This window comes from Hyphobacterium sp. (assembly GCF_965217055.1).
GTDB lineage: Bacteria > Pseudomonadota > Alphaproteobacteria > Caulobacterales > Maricaulaceae > Hyphobacterium.
In genome coordinates this window covers 777,223-798,092 of record NZ_OZ244227.1, presented here as the reverse complement: position 1 = coordinate 798,092, position 20,870 = coordinate 777,223, and the positions used below count along the sequence as shown (strand labels likewise).

General features: G+C 62.8%; 21 protein-coding genes. 7 read left to right on the top strand and 14 right to left on the bottom strand.

Annotated features, from left to right (window positions below):
* The first annotated feature begins 51 nt into the window (after positions 1–51).
* Positions 52–633 carry a DUF4167 domain-containing protein gene (locus tag ACOOFN_RS03995; protein WP_420433914.1) on the top strand — a complete coding sequence of 194 codons (582 nt, stop codon included), beginning with the start codon at positions 52–54 and terminating at the stop codon, positions 631–633.
* Positions 634–808: 175 nt separating this feature from the next.
* On the top strand, positions 809–3,421 hold the full coding sequence (gene clpB, locus ACOOFN_RS03990) for an ATP-dependent chaperone ClpB (protein WP_420433912.1): 2,613 nt from the start codon (positions 809–811) through the stop codon (positions 3,419–3,421).
* Here the strand turns inward: clpB and ACOOFN_RS03985 are convergent.
* Positions 3,418–3,864: a glyoxalase superfamily protein gene (locus ACOOFN_RS03985; protein WP_420433910.1), complete on the bottom strand. Its 447-nt coding sequence runs from the start codon at positions 3,862–3,864 to the stop codon at positions 3,418–3,420. The genes clpB and ACOOFN_RS03985 overlap by 4 nt on opposite strands.
* Before the next feature lie 200 nt (positions 3,865–4,064).
* The gene (locus tag ACOOFN_RS03980; RefSeq protein ID WP_420433908.1) at positions 4,065–5,537 is read right to left on the bottom strand and encodes a peptidoglycan DD-metalloendopeptidase family protein; all 1,473 of its coding nucleotides are present in this window, start codon (positions 5,535–5,537) and stop codon (positions 4,065–4,067) included.
* 194 nt (positions 5,538–5,731) lie between these two features.
* Between ACOOFN_RS03980 and chpT the strand changes: the two genes are divergently transcribed.
* From chpT to ACOOFN_RS03965, 3 genes are all read left to right on the top strand, one after another.
* A complete protein-coding gene (chpT, locus tag ACOOFN_RS03975) occupies positions 5,732–6,406 on the top strand; it encodes a histidine phosphotransferase ChpT (protein WP_420433906.1) in 675 nt (224 codons plus the stop codon).
* Positions 6,407–6,483: 77 nt separating this feature from the next.
* The gene (locus tag ACOOFN_RS03970; protein ID WP_420433904.1) at positions 6,484–6,870 is read left to right on the top strand and encodes a response regulator; all 387 of its coding nucleotides are present in this window, start codon (positions 6,484–6,486) and stop codon (positions 6,868–6,870) included.
* Entirely contained in the window at positions 6,860–7,699 is an 840-nt protein-coding gene (locus ACOOFN_RS03965; protein WP_420433902.1) for a CheR family methyltransferase, read from the top strand. Before ACOOFN_RS03970 ends, ACOOFN_RS03965 begins: the two co-directional genes overlap by 11 nt.
* Positions 7,700–7,822: 123 nt before the next feature.
* On the opposite strand, the gene ctrA is transcribed toward ACOOFN_RS03965, so the two are convergent.
* On the bottom strand, positions 7,823–8,518 hold the full coding sequence (gene ctrA / locus ACOOFN_RS03960; RefSeq protein ID WP_420433900.1) for a response regulator transcription factor CtrA: 696 nt from the start codon (positions 8,516–8,518) through the stop codon (positions 7,823–7,825).
* Between the two features lie 310 nt (positions 8,519–8,828).
* Between ctrA and fliI the strand changes: the two genes are divergently transcribed.
* Positions 8,829–10,154 (top strand): flagellar protein export ATPase FliI, encoded by a 1,326-nt coding sequence (gene fliI, locus ACOOFN_RS03955; protein WP_420433898.1) that lies wholly within the window; start codon positions 8,829–8,831, stop codon positions 10,152–10,154.
* A complete protein-coding gene (gene fliJ, locus ACOOFN_RS03950; protein ID WP_420433896.1) occupies positions 10,151–10,567 on the top strand; it encodes a flagellar export protein FliJ in 417 nt (138 codons plus the stop codon). Before fliI ends, fliJ begins: the two co-directional genes overlap by 4 nt.
* Here the strand turns inward: fliJ and ACOOFN_RS03945 are convergent.
* From ACOOFN_RS03945 to fliF, 11 genes are read right to left on the bottom strand one after another with little or no spacing between them, the layout of a single operon-like run.
* Entirely contained in the window at positions 10,564–10,728 is a 165-nt protein-coding gene (locus ACOOFN_RS03945) for a hypothetical protein (RefSeq protein ID WP_420433894.1), read from the bottom strand. The two genes, fliJ and ACOOFN_RS03945, sit on opposite strands and share 4 nt — an antisense overlap.
* 11 nt (positions 10,729–10,739) lie before the next feature.
* On the bottom strand, positions 10,740–11,291 hold the full coding sequence (locus ACOOFN_RS03940; protein ID WP_420433892.1) for a hypothetical protein: 552 nt from the start codon (positions 11,289–11,291) through the stop codon (positions 10,740–10,742).
* The gene (locus ACOOFN_RS03935; RefSeq protein ID WP_420433890.1) at positions 11,291–11,608 is read right to left on the bottom strand and encodes a hypothetical protein; all 318 of its coding nucleotides are present in this window, start codon (positions 11,606–11,608) and stop codon (positions 11,291–11,293) included. Before ACOOFN_RS03935 ends, ACOOFN_RS03940 begins: the two co-directional genes overlap by 1 nt.
* An 11-nt stretch (positions 11,609–11,619) precedes the next feature.
* Positions 11,620–12,417 (bottom strand): AAA family ATPase, encoded by a 798-nt coding sequence (locus ACOOFN_RS03930; protein WP_420433888.1) that lies wholly within the window; start codon positions 12,415–12,417, stop codon positions 11,620–11,622.
* Positions 12,414–13,406, bottom strand: a complete 993-nt coding sequence (locus ACOOFN_RS03925; RefSeq protein ID WP_420433886.1) for a flagellar biosynthesis-like protein (FlhF) — start codon at positions 13,404–13,406, stop codon at positions 12,414–12,416. Before ACOOFN_RS03925 ends, ACOOFN_RS03930 begins: the two co-directional genes overlap by 4 nt.
* Before the next feature lie 3 nt (positions 13,407–13,409).
* On the bottom strand, positions 13,410–15,521 hold the full coding sequence (flhA, locus tag ACOOFN_RS03920; protein ID WP_420433884.1) for a flagellar biosynthesis protein FlhA: 2,112 nt from the start codon (positions 15,519–15,521) through the stop codon (positions 13,410–13,412).
* A gap of 7 nt (positions 15,522–15,528) precedes the next feature.
* Positions 15,529–16,893 (bottom strand): sigma-54-dependent transcriptional regulator, encoded by a 1,365-nt coding sequence (locus tag ACOOFN_RS03915; RefSeq protein WP_420433882.1) that lies wholly within the window; start codon positions 16,891–16,893, stop codon positions 15,529–15,531.
* Between the two features lie 38 nt (positions 16,894–16,931).
* Positions 16,932–17,324 (bottom strand): flagellar motor switch protein FliN, encoded by a 393-nt coding sequence (fliN, locus tag ACOOFN_RS03910; protein WP_420433880.1) that lies wholly within the window; start codon positions 17,322–17,324, stop codon positions 16,932–16,934.
* Positions 17,325–17,335: 11 nt separating this feature from the next.
* On the bottom strand, positions 17,336–18,007 hold the full coding sequence (locus ACOOFN_RS03905; RefSeq protein WP_420433878.1) for a hypothetical protein: 672 nt from the start codon (positions 18,005–18,007) through the stop codon (positions 17,336–17,338).
* A gap of 8 nt (positions 18,008–18,015) precedes the next feature.
* A complete protein-coding gene (gene fliG / locus ACOOFN_RS03900; protein ID WP_420433876.1) occupies positions 18,016–19,044 on the bottom strand; it encodes a flagellar motor switch protein FliG in 1,029 nt (342 codons plus the stop codon).
* Between the two features lie 4 nt (positions 19,045–19,048).
* Positions 19,049–20,737 carry a flagellar basal-body MS-ring/collar protein FliF gene (gene fliF, locus ACOOFN_RS03895; protein WP_420433874.1) on the bottom strand — a complete coding sequence of 563 codons (1,689 nt, stop codon included), beginning with the start codon at positions 20,735–20,737 and terminating at the stop codon, positions 19,049–19,051.
* Positions 20,738–20,870 lie beyond the last annotated feature (133 nt).

Sequence of the window (20,870 nt, the reverse complement as noted above, 5' to 3'; positions counted from 1 at the left end):
ATGGGGGAAAGCGGCCTCAATACAGCCTGACAATTACGAGGATCGACGACGATGAAGCGTCAGCGCGGACGAGGCCGGGGAAAACCCGGCGGTAATCAGGGCAACCGTTCGTTTGAAAGCAATGGTCCGGACGTCAAGATCCGGGGCAATGCGTCCACGGTATATGAGAAATACATGCAACTGGCGCGGGATGCCTCCTCGTCAGGCGATCGCGTAATGGCGGAAAACTATTTCCAGCACGCCGATCATTATTTCCGGATTGCCGCGCTCCAGCAGGCGGAACAGGAACAGCGCCGTCAGGCCCGGCAGCAACATCAGGACGATCAGAACCGCCGCCAGAACCGCAACCAGGGCGGCGATGACGAGACGGCGTCCGACAGCTCCGAGGACAAGCGGGACCAAAACAGCGATCAGGGCGAGAATGATCGCCCGCGCCGCGGCCGCCGCCCCAAGCGGCAATCGGCCGAGGAGAAACGCGACCCGCTCGAAGTCGTAGATCCGGAAAAGGGCGGTCAGCCGGAAATGGCGTCCGACGACAATTCCGATGATCAGCCGCGCCCTCGTCGCGGCCGGCGTTCGCGAAAATCCCCCGACGGTGATTCGGACGGCGGATCGGAAACCGAAGCGGCCTGACGGCCTATGCCAGAGCCCAAAGACAACCCCGGCCTTCGCGCCGGGGTTTTTTGTTGCTCGCACGCACTTGTGTGCTCAAACGGCAACACCTATCTCAGGTCCGAACAGGAGGCCGGGCCTGACCCAGGACGGCATCAAAACTGCAATCTCGCCTGATCGGGAGTTATTTAGAGACATGAATTTCGAAACCTATACGGACCGTGCACGGTCGATTGTACAACGCGCCCAGCAGGACGCGCTGGCGTCCCGTCACCAGCAATTCACGCCCGAGCACGTGCTCAAGGCTCTGATGGAGGACGAAGGCGGGCTGGCCGGCAATCTGATCAAGGCGGCTGGCGGCAATCCACAGGCCGTCGTCGACCTCACCCTGCAGGCGCTTGAACGCCTGCCGAAAGTCGAGGGCAGCGGTGCGGGCCAGATCTACCTCGCGCCGCAGACAGCCGATGTGTTCAAGACCGCGGAAGAGGCCGCCAAGAAGGCCGGTGACCAGTTCGTGTCTGCTGAACGCCTGCTGCAGGCCTTGTCGATCGCCAAAGGCGCACACGCATCGGAAATCCTCAAGAATGGCGGCCTCAATCCGCAATCGCTGAACAATGCGATCAATGAAATGCGGGCCGGCCGCACCGCTGACAGCCAGTCGGCGGAGGACAGCTATGAGGCGTTGAAGAAATATGCCCGCGATCTCACCGAAGCCGCGCGCGAGGGCAAGCTGGACCCGGTCATCGGCCGCGACGAGGAAATCCGCCGCGCCATCCAGGTGCTTTCCCGCCGCACGAAGAACAATCCCGTTCTGATTGGCGAACCGGGTGTCGGCAAGACCGCCATTGCGGAAGGTCTGGCGCTGCGCATCGTCAATGGCGATGTGCCCGAAAGCCTGACCGACAAGAAACTGCTCGCCCTCGACATGGGCTCGCTGATTGCCGGCGCGAAATATCGCGGCGAGTTCGAGGAACGGCTCAAGGCGGTGCTCGGAGAGGTCGAGAGCGCCGGCGGCAATATCATTCTCTTCATCGATGAGATGCACACGCTCGTGGGTGCCGGAAAGACCGACGGCGCGATGGATGCCTCAAACCTTCTCAAACCGGCGCTGGCGCGCGGCGAGCTGCACTGCATTGGCGCCACGACTCTGGATGAGTACCGCAAGCATGTCGAAAAGGACGCCGCCCTTGCCCGTCGTTTTCAGCCGGTCTTCATCGGCGAGCCGACGGTCGAGGACACGATTTCGATCCTGCGCGGCCTGAAGGACAAGTACGAGGTCCATCACGGTGTACGCATATCCGACAGCGCCATCGTCTCCGCGGCGACCCTGTCGAACCGTTACATCACCGACCGTTTCTTGCCGGACAAGGCCATCGACTTGATGGACGAGGCCGCTTCGCGCCTGCGCATGCAGGTCGATTCCAAGCCGGAAGAACTCGACGAGATCGACCGCCGCATCATGCAGCTGAAGATCGAGGCGGAAGCGCTGAAGAAGGAAACCGATGACGCCTCCAAGAATCGCTTGGAGAAACTCGGCAAGGAGATCGCCGAGCTGCAGTCGAAATCCGACGAGATCACCGCGGCCTGGCGCGCCGAGAAGGACAAGCTGGCCTCGGCGACCGAGGTCAAGGACCGGCTCGACCGGGCCCGGGCGGAGCTCGCCGATGCGGAACGCCGGGGCGATCTCGGCAAGGCGTCCGAGCTGAAATATGGCGTCATCCCCGAACTCGAGGCGAAAAACACCGAATCCGATGCCGCAGAGGACGGTGCCCTGGTCAAGGAAGTCGTCGACGAGGAGCAGATCGCTGCGGTCGTCTCGCGCTGGACCGGCGTGCCGGTCGACAAGATGCTCGAGGGCGAGCGCGAGAAGCTGCTCAAGATGGAAGACGCGCTGCGCGCGCGCGTCGTCGGTCAGGATGAAGCCCTGACCGCCGTTTCGGACGCTGTCCGCCGTGCCCGCGCCGGGCTGAAAGATCCCAATCGGCCGATCGGCTCATTCCTGTTCCTTGGCCCGACCGGCGTCGGCAAGACCGAGCTCACCAAGACGCTCGCCGATTTCCTGTTCGACGACGAACACGCCGTCACCCGCATGGACATGTCGGAATACATGGAAAAGCATTCCGTCGCGCGCCTGATCGGCGCTCCGCCGGGCTATGTCGGTTATGACGAAGGCGGGGCCCTGACCGAATCCGTCCGTCGCCGGCCCTACCAGGTCATCCTGTTCGACGAGATCGAGAAAGCGCATCCGGATGTCTTTAACGTGCTCCTGCAGGTGCTCGATGATGGCCGCCTGACCGACGGCCAGGGTCGCACCGTCGATTTCCGCAACACGCTCATCATCATGACGTCGAATCTCGGTGCCGAATTCCTGATGCAGGCCGAGGATGTGGAGACGGCCAGGGAAGCTGTGATGGGGGCGGTTCGCGCCCATTTCCGCCCTGAATTCCTCAACCGGGTGGACGAGATCATCCTGTTCCGCCGCCTCGCCGAAGAGCATATGGGCGCCATTGTCGATATCCAGATGAAGCGCCTTTCCAAACTCCTGGCTGATCGCCGCATGACGATCGAGCTCGATGCGGCAGCGCGTGGCTGGCTCGCGCAGAAGGGTTTTGATCCGGCCTATGGTGCGCGGCCGCTCAAGCGGGTCATTCAGAAGGAGCTGCAGGACCCGCTCGCGCGGCTCCTGCTGGAGGGCGACCTGAAAGATGGCGACGCGATCAGGGTGTCGGCCGAAGGCGGCCACCTGGTCATAAATGGCCAGGTGATCGCCCGTGAGGCGGCGCCGCTGCCCGATGTCATGGTGAACTAGGCTGCCAGTTCGAGCTGCAGCTGCGGTTCACCGTCCGAGGTGCAAGCCACGGTCCGCCCATCGGAACGTATCGTAGCCTGTACCCGCCGCCTGTAGGCCGAGAAGCTGTCGAATTTCACGACGTCCACCGGCGCGTCGAGCTCGAGCGAGATGCGCAGGAACTTCGCGTCCGCGCCGAGCGGCGACAGGCTGACGATCCGGGCAGAAAACGTCTGGCCGAGATAGCGGCCGCGAACGGTGCCGCCGACGGCAAGCGGCAGCGTCGGACGATTGCCGGCCGCAGCGCGCAACGTGTTCCAGTCGCGATAGCCATGCTGGCGCGCGATCAGTTCGAGCGCCTCGCTGTGCTGGATGAAGTCGCCCTCATCTGCAAGCGCCGCTCGCAAGCGCCGCGCGCTGGACTTCAGTTCCGCCAATGAGGGCAGGGGTACGGGATGAGTCATCGTTTCGATCCTTCGTCAGGATCCCGATAGCACAGAAGGGGTCCGCATTGCCTTCATTTCGGGATCGCGAAAGATTCCGAAACAGGGTGTCGAGGGGCTTTCACCAGAGGAATGATCCCGCGGACGGCCGGCAGCCCGAGCCGGCGCGGTCAATACGCGTGAACGATTTTTTGGTCAAGCTGTTCGTGATCCGGCTGGATTTATTGCGCGCCCGGCGTGCCGTCTGCGGAGACAATTCGCGACGCCGGCGTGTTGCCGACTTCAGCCGCATTGCGGGCCGAGTCCCGGATCGCGATGATGCGATCACGTTCCGTTTCGAACGCCTCGATTTCGTCGTCTTCCAGTGTCCGTCCGGTCGGCAGGTCAAGGGACATCGGGTTCACCGACTGACCGTTGTGGTGCACTTCATAGTGCAGGTGCGGACCGGTCGAGCGGCCTGTCGTCCCGACATAGCCGATCACCTGGCCTTGCTGCACGCGGGAACCACGCGAAACGCCGCGGGCGAAGCCCTGCATGTGCGCATAGGCGGTCTGGAATCCATTGGAATGGCGAATGCGGACATAGTTGCCGAATGAGCCGAAACGGTCGGCCCGCTCGACGACGCCATAGCCGGCTGCAAAGATCGGCGTACCGCGCGGCGCGGCAAAGTCGGTGCCGCGGTGCAGGCGGTTATAGCCGAGTACAGGGTGGCGTCGCATGCCGTAATGCGACGACAGCCGCGCACCGTTGATCGGCGTCATCATCAGCAGGCGGCGGGCGCTTTCGCCATCGGCATTGAAATAGGCGATCTCACCATCATCGCTTTCATAACGGAAATACTCCAGCGGATCGCCGCGGCCGGCGTACATCACGTAGAGAATATCGCCGGTCCGCATGATATTGCCGTCTGAATCGAGGAAGCGTTCGAACACCACATCGAAACGGTCGCCTTCGCGGATGGAGCGCTGGAAATCGACGGCATAGGCGAGCACGCCGGCCAATTCGACAACGATGCGGTCGGTCGCACCGGCGGCCAGAGCATCGACATAGAGACTGGTTGTGATTGACCCGGCGGAACGCACCAGTTCGCGCTCGAATTCTGCTGTCATCTCGCGGGCGCGATAATTGCCGTCTTCGAGCCGCGATACCGTGATGGACCGGTCGACCGCAGGGCGGAAGGAAAAGCCGGCGAGCCGTGGTCCATCTTCGCCGTCGACCGGTCGTCGCGGCGTCTGCAGATAGACGGTGATGTCCTGTCCGGCACGCAGTCGGCGAACCTCGAACACCGGGCCGAGCGCGTTGACGGCACGCGCAACATCACCGCCGGGAGCTCCGGCATCGCCGAGCGTACCGGCGAGCGTACCACCGCTCGGCACGGTGGCCACGATCGTCTGCGTATCGAGCGGGCAGGCGACGCAATCCGTGTAGAAGGCTGCGTGCTCGAGATCACGCAGCTCGTCAGTCGGCGTGATGCGGTATTCCGGCTCGGAGCGTTCTGCTGCCATGGCGATCTGGCCGGGCTCCAGAGCCCGTTCGGCCATCATCGGCGGCTCGACGGCATCGGCGCTCGGTTCGCCCCCCAGCCGGCTCGCGATCAGCGCGATCAGCAGGAAAACGGAAAGCGAGATACTGGCGATGATCGCAGCCGAACGGCGGCGAACTTCATCGAGGGAACGTACATCAAAACCCGACATGTATGGCCTTTAATGGATAGCTAACTTGCTTCGATCAACGATGAGCAAGAACCGCGCCCGTTGCGGTCTGGCTCTAGCTAGTTTCCAGTTCGGGCGAAACAATGACGTGACCAAAGGATATTGCCAAGGGTTTACTGACAGTGCGTTTACGCCGGATCAGGACATCGCCGCAGAATCATGTATCAGGATAAGACATGACCGAGACCAATCCCGCCCTCATGGCCCCCGAACAGCTTGCTGCACTTCTGTGTGCACGCCTTTGCCATGACCTCGTAAGCCCGGTGTCCGCCATGGGCATGGCGTTCAGCGTGCTCGATGATGAAGACGCTGATTCCATGCGCGAGGACGCGATCGAACTGGTGCGCGAGAACGCGCGCCAGGCTGAAGCCAAGCTGGCATTTGCACGGATTGCCTTTGGCGCGGCCGGATCGGCCCCGGGGACCATGGAAAGCCAGGAACTGAAAAGCCTCGCCGAGGACTATTTCTCGACGCTGCGTCCTGACCTGGTCTGGAAAGTTACCGAGCCCGGCCTGGAAAAGACCGCGGCGCGGCTGCTGCTCAATCTCTGCATGGCTGCGGGTTCGGCCGCTGCGCGCGGCGGGACCGTCACGGTGGAAGCGTCCGATGACGGCGCAGGCGGCACCCGCATGCGTCTCGTCGCGGAGGGCCCGCGCGCCGAGTTGAAACCCGACTTCGAAGCTGCGCTTGCCGGCCGCGAGCCTGACGACGGCTTCAATGGCCGTTCGATCCAGCCCTATTACGCCGGTCTGATCGCCCGCTCTGCCGGTGGCCGCGTGACCGCGAGCCAGGGCGAGGACCGTGTCGAGTTTGTATCCCTGATTGTGCCGAAGGCGTCTCTCGCCGCCTGACTTTCAAAGTCCTGTTAACCAAAACGGGTGACGATTCTTCTCCAGACGCGAGCGTCGCGCGAGGAGTGGAAACTGTCATGAAGACCTGTCTTGTCGTGGACGATAGCCGGGTGATCCGAAAGGTCGCCCGCCGGATCATTGAAGGCCTCGGCTTTCAGGTTCAGGAAGCGCCCGACGGCGCCGATGCGCTCGCGCGATGTCGCGGTTCGATGCCGGACGCCATCCTGCTCGATCGCAACATGCCGGTCATGAATGGCATCGATTTCGTGAAAACGCTACGGCAGGAACCTGGCGGAGACACGCCCATCGTTGTCTTTTGCACGACCGAGAATGACATCCCGTCGATCACCGAAGCGCTGCGCGCCGGAGCCGACGAATATATCATGAAGCCGTTCGACGCCGAGATCGTGCAGTCGAAATTCCAGCAGGTCGGACTGATCGGGGAGGAGCGTCGTGCTGGATAGCGGAGTAATAAAATCGATTTCCACTGAAGCGCAGCGGCGCGCCGGCATCGCCATCCCCAAGGGGCAGACCTATCTCGTTGAAGCGCGCCTTGCACCGGTCGCCCGCTCGGAAGGATATGACAGCCAGTCGGAACTCATCCGCGCGCTCGAGAAAGTGCCCGAAGATCGTCTCTGGCGTCGCGTGGTCGAGAGCCTCGCAGATCACGAGACCTGGTTTTTCCGGGATCCGGCCCCGCTGAATCAGTTCACGGCCGATATCCTGCCGGTGCTGGCCCGAGAAAAGGCCGGGAAAACGCCGATCCGGATCTGGAGCGCGGGATGTGGCACCGGACAGGAAGCCTGGTCGATTGCGATTTTGCTCGAGGAGCAGAAGGCGCGTCTGAGCGGAACGGAAATCGAGATTGTCGGCACCGACATCTGCAGCCGTGCGATCGATCGCGCACAATCCGGCGCCTATTCGCAGTTCGAAGTCCAGCGCGGCCTGTCCATCCATCGCCTGATTGAAAATTTCGAATCGTCGGGCAACCAATGGGTGCTGAAGGATTCGATCAAGCGTCACGCGCGTTTTGAACGCGGCAATCTGCTGAAACCAACCGACCGCCTGGGTGAATTCGATATCATTTTCTGCCGCAACGTGCTCGCCGGCATGACGTCGGAAGCGCGCCAGCATACGCTGGCCAAGCTGGCCGGGCAACTCTCACCGGGCGGCTATCTTGTTCTCGGAAAAGGCGAGACCGTCGCCGGTGCCGGGGATCTTTATCGTTCGGTGAGCGGCAAGCGCGGCATCTATGCCAGAACGGTTGAGGCGAGGGTAAAACAGGCGGCCTGAAAGGGTTCGCCGCAAGGTAAAGACTCCAAGACCTGACAAGCCGGCAAGCGCCGCGAATCCGGCCAAAGAAAAAGCCCGGAGCGGGGGCGCCGGGCTTTTCCTGCTCAAGAAGGACAGGGGGGTCTAGGCCACGTCCTTCTGCTCAACTGGATCCCGCAACACATATCCGCGTCCCCACACCGTCTCGATGTGGTGCTGGCCGTTGGTTGCTGCAGCGAGTTTCTTGCGAAGCTTGCAGATGAAGACGTCGATGATCTTCAGCTCCGGCTCGTCCATGCCGCCATAGAGATGGTTCAGGAACATTTCCTTGGTGAGTGTCGTGCCCTTCCGCAAGGAGAGCAGCTCCAGCATCTGGTATTCCTTGCCGGTCAGGTGAACGCGGTGACCGTCCACCTCGACGGTCTTTGCATCCAGATTGACCGCAATGTCGCCGGTCTTGATGATCGACTGCGCATGACCTTTGGAACGCCGCACGATGGCGTGGATGCGTGCCACCATCTCGTCCTTGTGGAACGGCTTCGTCATGTAATCGTCGGCGCCGCAGCCCAGGCCGCGCACCTTGTTGTCGATGTCGGCATTGCCGGTGAGAATCAGGATCGGTGTGTCGATCTTCGACATGCGCAAGGTTTTCAGCACATCGAAGCCCGGCATGTCCGGAAGATTCAGATCGAGGAGAATGATGTCGTAATCATATAGCTTGCCAAGATCGACGCCCTCTTCGCCCAGATCGGTCGTATAGACATTGAAGCCTTCCGACTTCAGCATCAGGTCGATCGACTGCGCCGTCGCGCGATCATCTTCAATCAGCAAAACCCGCATGGAGTATCTCCGCCCCGCTGCACAGCGAATCACTCCGCTGCTAGTTCCATGGTTAACGTGCTTCGAACGGTAGATGCAAAGCGTTAACGAAAGTTAACCGCGAATTGACTCGTGTGGCGGAATCGAGTCCGTCCGCGATTCGTTCCATGCGGTGTTGCAATGGCGGAGGCGGCCGCCCACCAAGAAGCTGCACGCGCTTCCTGCCCGGACTGCTAGACCTCGAACTTTCGCTTTCGCGTTTACGGGCTTCTAACTCCGATCTGTTAGCGTGATCTCTTACGGCGTCCCTTTCGGCGCCAGGGGATCAATAATGCAGGCGCTGATCGACCGAATTGAAAAGCTGGACCCCCGCATCATGACGGGGCGGGTTACCGGTGTGAACGGCCTGCTGGTCGAGGTCGAGGGCCCGGCCTCCGGTCTCGCGCTCGGTTCGCGTGCCACAATCGGCACCTCTGCCGGTCACGCCAGTTGCGAAGTCGTCGGTTTCAAGGGCCAGTCCGCCATCCTCATGCCGTTCGAGCCGGTCGACGGGGTCAAGCCCGGCGCGCCGGCGCGGCTCGACCCGGATGTCGCCACGGTGCGGCCGTCTGCCAGCTGGCTCGGCCGGGTGATCGACAGTTTTGCGCAGCCGCTCGACGGCGGCGAAGCCTTGCCGCAAGGCCATCGCGCCTTTCCCTTGCGCGGTGCACCGCCCTGCGCCCATGGCCGTGGCCGGCTCGGACCGCGCATGGATCTTGGCGTCCGCGCCCTCAATGTGTTCACGCCGATGCGCCGCGGTCAGCGGCTGGGTGTTTTCGCCGGTTCCGGTGTCGGCAAGTCGATCATGATGTCGATGCTGGCGCGCAATGCCGACGCCGATGTTATCGTCATCGGCCTGGTCGGTGAGCGCGGCCGCGAAGCGCGCGAGTTTGTCGAGGACGTGCTCGGCGAGGAAGGCCGCCGCAAATCGGTGGTCATTACCGAGACCTCGGATGCGCCGGCGCTGGCCCGCCGCCAGGCCGCCCAGCTGACCCTCACCGTTGCAGAGTATTTCCGCGACCAGGGCAAGGACGTACTTTGCCTGATGGACAGCGTCACGCGCGTCGCACTGGCACAGCGCGAAATCGGCCTCGCCGCCGGCGAACCGCCGACGACACGCGGTTATACGCCGTCCGTCTTCGCCGAGCTGCCGCGCCTCCTCGAGCGCGCCGGTCCGGGCCCGACGGGAACCGGTTCGATTACCGGCATTTTCACCGTTCTCGTTGATGGCGACGATCACAATGAGCCGGTGGCCGATGCGGTTCGAGGTATTCTCGACGGCCATATCGTGATGAGCCGCGAGATCGCCGAGCGGGGCCGCTATCCGGCGATCGACGTTTTGCGTTCGGTCAGCCGTGTGGCGCCGGATGTCTACGAGAACAATGAAGCCGGGCTGGTGCGCGAGGCGCGCCGCACGCTGTCGGTCTATGCCGACATGGAGGAGTTGATCCGCTTGGGCGCTTATGCCGCCGGATCAAATCCGCAGACGGATCGGGCCATCGCGCTTAACGATCCGCTGGAAACCTTCCTCGCCCAGGGCAAGGACGAAGCCACATCTATTGAAGAGAGCTTCGCCACTCTGGCCGGGATAATGGGTGGTGATGGAGAAATGACATGACACGGTCTCATGAACCGCTGATCCGGCTCGCCCGGTTCAAGGTCGAGGAGCTTCAAAAACAGCTCGCGGACATCGATCGCGTTCGCCAGTCCCTGACCGACCAGATCGAGCGCCTCGAAGCCTCAGTCCCGGAAGAGCAGGCGGCGGCAACGCAGAACAAGGACGGTTTTCTCGCCTATGGCAGCTATGCCCAGGCGGTGATCAAGCGGAAACAGAATATCCGCGCGTCCATGGACGAGGTCGATGAGCAGGCTAACGACATTCGTGAACGACTCGAAGCGGCCTTCCGCGAGCTAAAGAAATACGAGCTGCTCGAAGAACGCCGCGTTGCGCGGATCGAGGAAGCCCTGCGCGCAGAGGAACAGGCCGAGGTCGACGAGATCGCCCAGTCCCGCCGCCGCGCGGCGCACTAGGTTTCCTGCGCCAGGCTTTCGCGAAAAGCCTTCATTGTCTTGATTGACTCGATCAGAGCCTGGTCGGGTAGCGGAGCTACAACCCGCTCGATCAAGTCGTTTTCTGACTGACGAATGGATTCAAACAGCGCGCGGCCCGTGGGCGTCAGCTCGATCAGCATTCGTTTGTCCGCTAATCGGGTTCGCCGCGTGAAGCCGCGTCGCGGTCAATCTCCGACCCGCTATCGTCGCCACCTGCCAATTCGCCATCTGCTCCGACCGGCTCCGCTGGCTGAATTGGGTCAACCGGACCTGGCGACGGACATAGCCGCTCATCGCAGGAGCGAACACTCGCGATCAGTGCTTCCGCGTCAGCGGTCGCGCCATCCTCTGACGGCAGCACCCACATGTGCAGCCAGCGCGGGATGCCGGCGGCGTCCGCCCAGACCCGCTCGATATAGTAATCGATCCGCCCGTTCTCGCCGCTTTGCCAGCGCACGGTTTCCAGCCCCTGGCGGCGTTCGGACCAACGGCCCGGCGCCATTTCAACGGGGTCGCGGCCGACGAATATGTGGGCACGCGAGCCATCGCTCATCAGATAATCGTAGACGACGAAATCGCCGTCCTCGAGATTAACCGTGCGCTCGGCATCCGGCGGCATCGCGACGCAGAACGACCAGCCTGGCTGATTGCACCCGGTCGGCAGGAACGCACTGGCTAGCGCGGAAAGTATCAGCCCCGCCATCAGCTTCGGAAGCGGCCCTTCAGCGTGAAGAGCAGGCCGATCAGCACGAAATAGATGAACAGGGTCGACAGCAGGACCAGCCCGCCGCGGCCGTCGAGCCGGGCCAGCATCAGGTCAAAAGCGAAATCAGGTGTCACGCCCGTTGCGATCCGCAGGAAATACGGCGTGATCGTATCGGCGACAAAGGCGAGCCCGACGACGACGGGCAATTGCGTCATCCGCCGCATGATCAGCGCACCGAAAAGCGACCAGACCAGGATCAGCCACCAGTCCATCGACGTGAATCCGTCGGAAACTCTATCAAGGATCGCGTCCATGGCGTGGAAGTCTACGCTGCTTCGCGGCCGGCGGCGAGCCCGGCAGCGAGACTGTTGATATCCTTCATCGCCGGACAGTCCGGGGCCCGGACACCTAGCGCCGTCTGGGCGCGGATCGCTTGCGGCACATGTTCGTCGCGCCCGACCAGTCCGGCCAGCGCCGGTGCAAAACCGAGAAAGCTCTGGCAGGTCTTGCGGAAGGCAGCATAGGCCTCGCGGCCCTTGTCGGGGGTCGGCGCGTTATTGACGACGACGCAGGGGGCGGCCGATTCATCCCGGATCCGCAAGCGTTTGACGAAAGCATAGGCGTCGGTGAGCGATGTCGGCTCGTCGTTTATCACGATCACCACATCGTCAGCTGCCATGGCGAGGCGCAGGGTGGAGTCATCGGCGCCTGCTGCCAGGTCGAGAATGGCCCGTTCGTAGGACAGGGCGATGGTGGCGCAGGCCGCCGCCAGCCGGTTGACCGCATCGGGTCGAAGACCGGCCAGCCCCCCGGATCCCGACCGGCCCGAGATCACGTCGAAACCGCCCGGCTTGCAGGCACCGCCCAAGACCGGGATGCAGGCGTCTTCCAACAGCACCTGGCCCGACATCACCGCTGCGAGGTCGGCATCCGGCGACAGGCCCAGCTGCACGTCAATGTTTGCCATGCCGAGATCGCCGTCGATCAGCAACAGGCGGTCGCCCTGCGTCGAGAAGGCCTGGGCAAGTCCCGCCGCTATAACCGTCTTGCCGACCCCGCCCTTGCCGGACGCGATCGCGAGAATGCGCCCTGCGGGCGTGGGGCCGACGGATGTCGAGTTCATGAAACGTCTCCATCCGGTAAATCCTGCATATCCAGCAACGTGCGCGAAAACCGCAACGGCGTCGCCGGCGCCAGCCCGGCGCCGATATAGGGGCTTGCCGAGAGGTGAGCGAACGCCATGCCGGCCTCGCCTGCCGCCAGCATCGCTCCCTTGCGGCGGGCACAATCCGCTTTGGTGATCAGCGCCCGGCTCGCTCCGATCGAAACCAGTAGCGATCCGGTTTCGAAAACATCCTCGGGCGCCGTTCCGGCTTCGATGACGGCAATGATTTCGGCTTCCGCTGCCGCCGCGAACGCGGCAGTCATGTCCAGATCGTCAAGATCGAAGGGATTGACCGCCGGAGCATCGATCAAGACCAGCCTGTCGCCGGACTCCTGCACCAGGTGTTCAGCGTCTCGTGGATCGTCGGCCAACGCGAAAGGCAGGTCGAGTTTTTCGGCAAGTTCGGAAATCCGCGCTTCGGCGCCGGCGCGTTCGCAATCGGTCGCGATCAACAGGGCAGGGACGCCGTGCGCCGCGGCTCGTGCCGCGATCCGCGCGAGGGTCGCCGTCTTCCCGGCACCCGGTGCACCGGCAAACAGCAGGACTTCTCCGGCAAGACCTTCGATGGGCGCGAACCGGTAGCGGCTCTCGAGCGCTTGCGCGAGCCGGTGGGCGGGCGGCGCATCTTCCTGCATGTCGCAGAAGCGGGCGAGCGCCTCGATGGCAGTGTCGGGAACGCGGTGGAAGCCGAGCGCACGGATAATCCGGTCGACGCCGTCGGTTTTGTCGCCGCGTTGCTGCACGATCTCGCGGTGAATGCGCTCCGCGCGTTCACGCGGGGCCTCGATCACGTCTCCGCCCAATGGCTTGTCGGACGCGGCACGCACCTGAACGCCGCCGCCCGGCGCATCGCTCGTGGCCACGATGATTGCATCCTCGCCCAGCTCGCGGCGGACATTCGCCATCGCCTCGGAAAGCGAAGGAGCGGAGAACGTCTTGAGCCGCATCGCTTAGATATGCCCCATCGTCTTCAGCCGTGCCGAGGGATGGATCTCGTTCTGACCCATCACGATCGTATTGGCGCGGAAGCGTTCGACGAGCGAACGCACATAGGGGCGCACGCTCGGACTGGTCAGCATCGCCGGTGTTTCGCCCTGGGCGGCGGCCCGCTCGTACGCATCGCGGACGGCCGCGACAAATTCGTGCAGCTTGGACGGGGGCAGGGCGAGTTGCTTGCGTTCGCCATCGCCGATCATCGCTTCGGCAAACGCCTGTTCCCATTGCGGGGAAAGGGCGAGGATCGGGAGTTGCCCGTCCGGTCCGGCATTGGCATGGCAAATCTGCCGGGCAAGACGCGTACGGACATGTTCGGTGATCGCGTCGACATGCTGGGAATGGCTGCTCGCCTCTGCAATGCCCTCGAGGATCGTCGGCAGGTCGCGGATCGAGATCCGCTCCTTCAGGAGGTTTTGCAGAACGCGCTGGATGCCTGCGCGAGATATCTGGGACGGCGAAATGTCGTCGACCAGCTTCTTGTGTTCCTTCGACAGACCGTTGATCAGTTTCTCGACCTCGGCATAGGACAGCAGTTCGGGCATGTGCTCGCGCAGGATCTCGGTCAGGTGCGTGACCAGCACCGCGGACGGATCGACAATCGTGTAGCCGCGGAAGGTGGCTTCCTCGCGGAGGTTTTCATCGATCCAGGTCGCCGGTAGGCCGAAGGCCGGCTCCTTCACATGTTCGCCAGGCAGATCGATCTGATGGCCCTGCGGATCCATGACCAGGAGATGCTTGAGCAGCACCTTGCCGTCGCCGGCCTTCATTTCCTTGACCCGGATCGCGTAGTCATTCGAGCCTAGGCGCATATTGTCGATGATCCGCACTGACGGCGTCACGAAGCCGGTCTCTTCCGCCATGGTCCGCCGCAGCGCGCGAATCTGGTCGGTCAGCTTGCGCCCTTCGACATCGTTGATCAGCGGCAACAGGCCATAGCCAAGTTCGATCTTCAGCTCATCGAGCGCCAGGGTCTCGCCGATCGGCGGCTCCGCGGATTCGGCTTCCGCGGAATCCTCGGCGATCTTTGCAGCCTTCTCGGTTTCGACGTCTTCCGCCTTTTGCCTCGCCGTCAGCGCCAGCCCGACCGCGCCCGCGGACATCAGCGCGAACGGAATGAGGGGCATGCCGGGCAGAAGACCGATCACGCCGGCGGTCGCCGCGACCATGTACAGGCCTTGCGGATTGCCGGCGAGCTGACTGTAGAGCGCCTTGTCGGCCTCGCCTTCGACCCCGGCCTTGGAGACCAGCAAACCGGCGGCAACCGAGATGATCAGTGCCGGGATCTGTGAGACAAGGCCGTCACCGATGGTCAGCGTCGAATAGGTCGAGGCGGCGGTACCGAAATCCATGCCGGATTGCGCAATACCGATGACCATGCCGGCGATGAGATTGATGGCCGTGATCAGCAGGCCGGCGATTGCATCACCGCGCACGAATTTCGAGGCACCGTCCATGGCGCCGAAGAAATTGCTCTCGCCTTCGAGTTCCTTGCGCCTTTCGCGCGCCTGGTCCTCGTTGATGAGTCCGGCGGACAGGTCGGCATCGATCGCCATCTGCTTGCCGGGCATGGCATCCAGCGTAAAGCGTGCCGCGACCTCGGCGATACGACCGGAGCCCTTGGTGATCACGACGAAGTTCACGATCACCAGGATGATGAACACAATGACGCCGATCACCACATTGCCCTGCATCACGAAGGCGCCGAACGCCTCGATGACCTGACCGGCCGCATCCGTTCCGTTCGCGCCATTCGACAGGATCAGCCGCGTCGATGCGATGTTGAGGCCGAGCCGCAGCAGCGTTGCAATTAGCAAGACCGCAGGGAAGGCGGAGAATTCCAGAGGTTTCTTGATGAACAGTGCGGTCATCAGGACCAGAACGGACAGCGAGATGGAAATCGCCAGCGCGACATCCATCAGGATCCGTGGCATGGGCAGGATCAGCATCACAAGGATGCCCATGATGCCGATGCCGAGCGCGATATCGCCCCGTATGCCCTTCTTCAGGAAATTGACGAGGTCGAACCCGCCCGGGCCGGGGCGAGAGGAGGCGGTAACATCAGCCATTCAACTGTCAGGCCGCTCCTGCACGGGTTTCACCGGGTTGCGGTACCGGAACGCCCTGTTCGTTGTAGAGCTTCAGCTTGTTGCGCAGCGTCCGGATCGAGATGCCGAGAATGTTCGCGGCATGGGTGCGGTTGCCCAGGCAATGGTCGAGCGTTTCGAGGATCAGGTTCTGTTCGACTTCCGCCACGGTGCGGCCGACCTGGTTGCGCTGCGCCACATCGGCGGCCTCTGCCGCACGCGAGGCGGTCGATCCGCCCGAGGCAGTAAACAGCGACCCGTCCGGCATGCGAATGGCTTCCGGTCCGATCTCCTGGCCGGAGGCCAGCAGCACGGAACGGTGCATCGTGTTTTCGAGCTCGCGCACATTGCCGGGCCAGTCCCGCGCAATCAGCGCGGTCTTCGCCGTGTCCGAGATCGGCCGATCGCCAAGCCCGTTGGCCGCCGCATATTTGCGAGCGAAATGTTCGGCCAGCGCGATGATGTCATCGGGACGCTCGCGCAGCGGTGGAAGCGCCAGATTGACGACGTTGAGCCGGAACAGGAGATCTTCGCGGAATTGACCCTCGGCGACGGCCTTGCGCAGATCGCGGTTGGAGGTTGCCAGGACGCGGATGTCGATCTTGACCGGGCCGGCGCCGCCGACACGGTCGATCTCGCGCTCCTGCAAGGCGCGCAGCAGCTTGGCCTGTAACCGCGCATCCATCTCAGAGATTTCATCCAATAGCAGCGTGCCGCCATTGGCTTCCTCAAACTTGCCGATGCGACGTGCCACAGCGCCGGTGAAGGCCCCTTTTTCGTGGCCGAACAGCTCGGACTCGAGCAAATTTTCCGGGATCGCCGCGCAGTTCACCGAGATGAAGGGCGCTGCCGCCCGCTTCGACTTGTTGTGAACGTAGCGCGCCATCACCTCCTTGCCCGAGCCGCTCTCCCCGGTGATCAGCACGCTGGCATCGGACGCGGCAATCTGATTGGCGAACTCGATCACTTTCTGCATCGACGCGTCGCGTGCGATCATCGGTTGCTCGTCGTCCGCAACGGCTTCGAGGACGGCGGCAATCAGATCGGCTTCCGGCGGTAGTGGAATGAATTCCTTTGCGCCCGCCCGGATAGCGGAGGCAGCGATGTCGGGCTTGACGTTGACGCCGCAGGCGACCACCGGGACGGTAATCCGCTCGGCTTCATTGGCGGCGATCAGCGCCCCGATATCGAGCGAGGCATCGACCATGAGGAGATCGGCGCCGCGGCCGGCGCGGAGATGGCTTGTCGCCTGGTTGATGGTGTCGACCTGCGCGACTTTCGCGCCGCGATCGATCGCGATCTTCGCCGCCGTATGGAGCTGACCTCCCAGGCTTCCCACTATGAGCAAGCGCATGGCCTAGCCCTCCTTGCCGTTGCTGGACGCAAGCGCGGTCATGCCGCGTCACCGTCCTTGATGATTTCCGTCATTGTCACGCCGAGCCGGTCCTCGACGACGACGACTTCGCCGCGCGCGACCAGACGGTCATTGACGTAGATATCGATGGCTTCACCGACCTTGCGTTCCAGTTCGACGACCGAGCCAGCCTGCAGCTTCAAAAGCGAATGCAGCTCGATATGGGTCTTGCCGAGCACAGCCGAGACATTCACCGGAACATCGAATACCGGCGTCAGATCTGTCGCCGACTTCTCGTCCTCGTCAGCCAGTGTCGCGGGCATTCCGCTCGGTTCGCCCGATGCGGGAGCCGTTGTTGCAGGCAGGTCAGCCGGTGCTTCGGCTGCGTCCCCGTCAAACTCGGGCAGGTCCAGATCACTATCTTCGGACATATTCTTGCTCCTTATCCCGCCGCCAGATCGGCGGACGCGGAATCATCCGCTTCCGCCGCGGCTTGCGGGTCCTCTCCGGCCGCGGCCAGCCATTCGTCGACCAGCGCCTCGATTCTATGTTCGATATCGGCGCGTGACCGCTCGATATCGCCGGAATTCCATTCCAGCCGGCAATCCGCGCCATTTGCTTCGGAGTCCGCCCGCACATCGATTGCGCCGTCAAAGCCGGCTTCGCTGGCTGTTTGTTCGAGAACCGTCGAAACCTCGCCGGCGATAGCTTCGGCGCAGCGAACGCGAAACACGGGCTCTCCGCGCAATTCCGCCATGACGGATTGGGCAAAAGCCGTCACCGTCCCGATCGCATTGCGTTCGAGCGCCTCCCCGGCGATTTTCTGCGCGGCGACCACTGCCGTTGTTGCCGCATCGCGGCGCAGCGCTTCGGATTCCGTTTGCAGGCGCGCCAGTATCAGCTGCATGTGCGAGGCGATGGCGCCCACCGCCTCTGCTTGTTTTTGCGCGGCTCGCGCCAGCTCCGAGGATTGGCCTTCTTCAAAAGCCGCCTTCTTCGCCTGTTCGACTTCCTCTGCCGTCAGAACGCGGCGGACAGTCTCGCCATCGCGCAGGACTTCGCCATCCGCCGAGAAGACGGTGCCGAAATCAAACTTCTGGGCGGTGTCGGGCATCGGTTCTCCTAGTAAATCAGCTCGTCTTCGCCACCGCCTTCGGCGAGCAGGATTTCACCCTTTGCGGCCAAATCCTTGGCAGTGGCGACCATCGCCGTCTGGGCCTGGTCCACATCTTTGAGACGAACAGGGCCCATTGCCGCCATGTCGTCCTTGAGAATTTTCGCGGCGCGCTCCGACATGTTCGAGAAGAACAGGTCGCGCAAACTGTCCGAAGCGCCTTTCAGCGCAAGGCCCATTTGATCCTTGTCGACGGCGCGCAGCAGCGTCTGGATGCCGCCCGGGTCAAGTTTCGACAGGTCTTCGAACACGAACATCAGGGCGCGGATTTTCTCGGCACTGTCGCGATTGCGTTCTTCCAGCGCTGCCAGGAACCGGTTCTCGGTCTGGCGATCGAAATTGTTGAAGATGTCCGCCATCATCTCGTGGCTGTCGCGCTTCGAGGTGCGCGCCAGGTTGGACATGAACTCGGTGCGCAGCGTTTCCTCGATCTTGTCGAGGATCTCGCGCTGAACGGGCTCCATGCGCAGCATCCGCATGACGACTTCCAGCGCGAAATCTTCCGGCAGGGCACCGAGCACGCGGGAAGCATGCTCCCCCTTCACCTTCGACAAGATCACGGCGACGGTTTGTGGATATTCATTCTTCAAATAGTTCGCGAGCACGACCTCGTTCACATTGCCGAGTTTGTCCCACATGGTCCGGCCTGCGGGACCACGCAGCTCCTCCATGATGCCCTCGACCTTCTCGCCGGGCAGGAAGGAATTGAGCAGGCGTTGCGTGGCCTCGAACGAGCCCATCAGCGAACCGCCCTGCGAAATCTGCTCGGCGAAATCGACGATCAGCTTCTCGACCGCTTTGGATGAAACACTGCCCAGGTTGGACATGGCCTGGGAGACTTCCCGGATCTCCTCCTCGTCCATCATTTCCCACAGGGCGTGCTTTTCATCGCCCAGCGCCAGCAGGATAACGGCAGCCCGCTCCGGCCCGACCAGCTTGTTGGGATCTTCGATGACGCGTTTGGCTTCTCTGGCCATCGCTCTACGCCTCGTTCATCCAGCTGCGTATGATCGACATTGATTCATCCGGGTGCGAACTCACAACGCCAGAGATCTTTTTCAGCGAAGAGGCTTTCACCTGGCCGTCGATCTTGGCGATATCGATTCCGTCATCACGCGGCGGCGCACTGGCCGCGGCACTTGGCGCACCTGCTGGGGCAGATGCCATCTGGGCCCCGCTCTGATCCGCAATCGCCGCTGCGGCGCCACCGCCGGCTTCGAGGGCCGGGCCTGCACCAGCGCCGGCGCTGCCACCGCCACCCGAGTGGGCAATCGCCATCGCCGGACCCGCCGAAGCGGCGCTTTTTGCCAACGGCCGGGCGACAAGGAAGATCACCAGCAAAGCCGTGATGAACATCACCCCGATCTCGGCTGCGCGCATGATGTCGTTCTTGTTGATGGAGAAACCGGAGGCCGCAGGCGTGCCAAGCGTTGGATCGGCGCGCGAGAAGCGGATATTGGTCACTTCGAGGCTGTCCTGGCGCCCGCTCTCGACTTGCGTGAAGCCCATTGCCGAGCGCACCAGGGCGGTTATTTGAGCCATTTCCTCCTCGGAGCGCGGCGTGTAGGTCCGCGTTCCGTCTTCCGCGATCTCCACCGAGCCGTCGACGGCCACTGCCACCGACAAGCGTTCGATGCCGCCGGCTTCGATGACCCGTGTGGTTCGGGTGACCGGCGTTTCGTATTCGATCGTTTCATCCGAACGGCTGGTCTCGTTCACCGCTTGCGGCCTGTCGCCAGCGGCCTCCTCGTCTGGGAGGTTCTCCGATGCCGACACGGCGTTTGCGGCGGCGTCGACTTCACGTCCGGTTTCCTCGGAACGCTGACGCCGCAATGTCACCTGGTTCTCGATATCGAACTGCTCGCTGCTCGCGGTCAGCGATTCACGGTTCAGCTCTGCGCTGACCTGGACGCGTGCAGCGCCGGCACCGACGACTCCCTCGACCAGGTTCAAGATGCGCTGGCGATATTGTTCTTCAATTTGCGCCCGGCGGCTTTCCAGCGCGGCGGCGCCAAGCGAATCGCCGGCCTGCGGGCTGGCGAGCAGGCGGCCGGTCGTGTCCGCGATCGTCACATTTCCGGCATTCAGCCCGCTTACGGCGCTGGCGACAATATTCCGGACGATGCCGGAATGCTCGGCGGTGAGTGTGCCGCGCGCGGAAACCACGATCGATGCCGACGGTTCGGCGATGTCGCGTTCGAACAGCCGCCGTTCCGGCAATACCAGATGCACGCGCGCGCTGTCGATGATGTCGAGCGATTGAATGGTCCGGGCGAGTTCGCCCTCAAGTGCCCGCTTGGCATTCATGTTCTGAACGAAGCTGGTAGCCCCGAGTGCGTCGCTTTCGTCGAAAATCTCGTAGCCGACGGACCCGGAATTCAAGGCGCCGCCGCTGGCGACACGGACGCGGGCTTCGTCAACCTGGTTGCGCGCGACATAAATGGACGACCCGCCGCCGCGGAACTCGTAGGGGATGCCCGCAGTATCCAGGGCTTCGCTGACCCGGGCCGAATCCGATGGATCCAGACCGGCATACAAAAGCGCCTGGCTTCCGCCACCCATGTTGAAACTGAAAAATAGAAGGGCTGCCGCCAGTCCGGCACTTAGGCCGAAAATGGCTATCAGGCGCATCGCGCCGAGCGACCGTAATTGATCCAACAAGCTGTTCACGTGGGCTTCCTGCCGATTCGTTTGCGCTGCAGCGAAGCAGCTACCCGGCAACTTTTTCCCACTGACCGTGTAAACGGGTGTTTAATAAGAAAGCGCCCGGTTCACTGAACCGGGCGCAATTTCACCAGATTGT

Bases quoted from the DNA above. Each gene is read 5' to 3' on its own strand.
- ACOOFN_RS03995 (WP_420433914.1), top strand. From the start codon at position 52: ATGAAGCGTCAGCGCGGACGAGGCCGGGGAAAACCCGGCGGTAATCAG.
- clpB (WP_420433912.1), top strand. From the start codon at position 809: ATGAATTTCGAAACCTATACGGACCGTGCACGGTCGATTGTACAACGC.
- ACOOFN_RS03985 (WP_420433910.1), bottom strand. From the start codon at position 3,864: ATGACTCATCCCGTACCCCTGCCCTCATTGGCGGAACTGAAGTCCAGC.
- ACOOFN_RS03980 (WP_420433908.1), bottom strand. From the start codon at position 5,537: ATGTCGGGTTTTGATGTACGTTCCCTCGATGAAGTTCGCCGCCGTTCG.
- chpT (WP_420433906.1), top strand. From the start codon at position 5,732: ATGACCGAGACCAATCCCGCCCTCATGGCCCCCGAACAGCTTGCTGCA.
- ACOOFN_RS03970 (WP_420433904.1), top strand. From the start codon at position 6,484: ATGAAGACCTGTCTTGTCGTGGACGATAGCCGGGTGATCCGAAAGGTC.
- ctrA (WP_420433900.1), bottom strand. From the start codon at position 8,518: ATGCGGGTTTTGCTGATTGAAGATGATCGCGCGACGGCGCAGTCGATC.
- fliI (WP_420433898.1), top strand. From the start codon at position 8,829: ATGCAGGCGCTGATCGACCGAATTGAAAAGCTGGACCCCCGCATCATG.
- fliJ (WP_420433896.1), top strand. From the start codon at position 10,151: ATGACACGGTCTCATGAACCGCTGATCCGGCTCGCCCGGTTCAAGGTC.
- ACOOFN_RS03945 (WP_420433894.1), bottom strand. From the start codon at position 10,728: ATGCTGATCGAGCTGACGCCCACGGGCCGCGCGCTGTTTGAATCCATT.
- ACOOFN_RS03940 (WP_420433892.1), bottom strand. From the start codon at position 11,291: ATGGCGGGGCTGATACTTTCCGCGCTAGCCAGTGCGTTCCTGCCGACC.
- ACOOFN_RS03935 (WP_420433890.1), bottom strand. From the start codon at position 11,608: ATGGACGCGATCCTTGATAGAGTTTCCGACGGATTCACGTCGATGGAC.
- ACOOFN_RS03930 (WP_420433888.1), bottom strand. From the start codon at position 12,417: ATGAACTCGACATCCGTCGGCCCCACGCCCGCAGGGCGCATTCTCGCG.
- ACOOFN_RS03925 (WP_420433886.1), bottom strand. From the start codon at position 13,406: ATGCGGCTCAAGACGTTCTCCGCTCCTTCGCTTTCCGAGGCGATGGCG.
- flhA (WP_420433884.1), bottom strand. From the start codon at position 15,521: ATGGCTGATGTTACCGCCTCCTCTCGCCCCGGCCCGGGCGGGTTCGAC.
- ACOOFN_RS03915 (WP_420433882.1), bottom strand. From the start codon at position 16,893: ATGCGCTTGCTCATAGTGGGAAGCCTGGGAGGTCAGCTCCATACGGCG.
- fliN (WP_420433880.1), bottom strand. From the start codon at position 17,324: ATGTCCGAAGATAGTGATCTGGACCTGCCCGAGTTTGACGGGGACGCA.
- ACOOFN_RS03905 (WP_420433878.1), bottom strand. From the start codon at position 18,007: ATGCCCGACACCGCCCAGAAGTTTGATTTCGGCACCGTCTTCTCGGCG.
- fliG (WP_420433876.1), bottom strand. From the start codon at position 19,044: ATGGCCAGAGAAGCCAAACGCGTCATCGAAGATCCCAACAAGCTGGTC.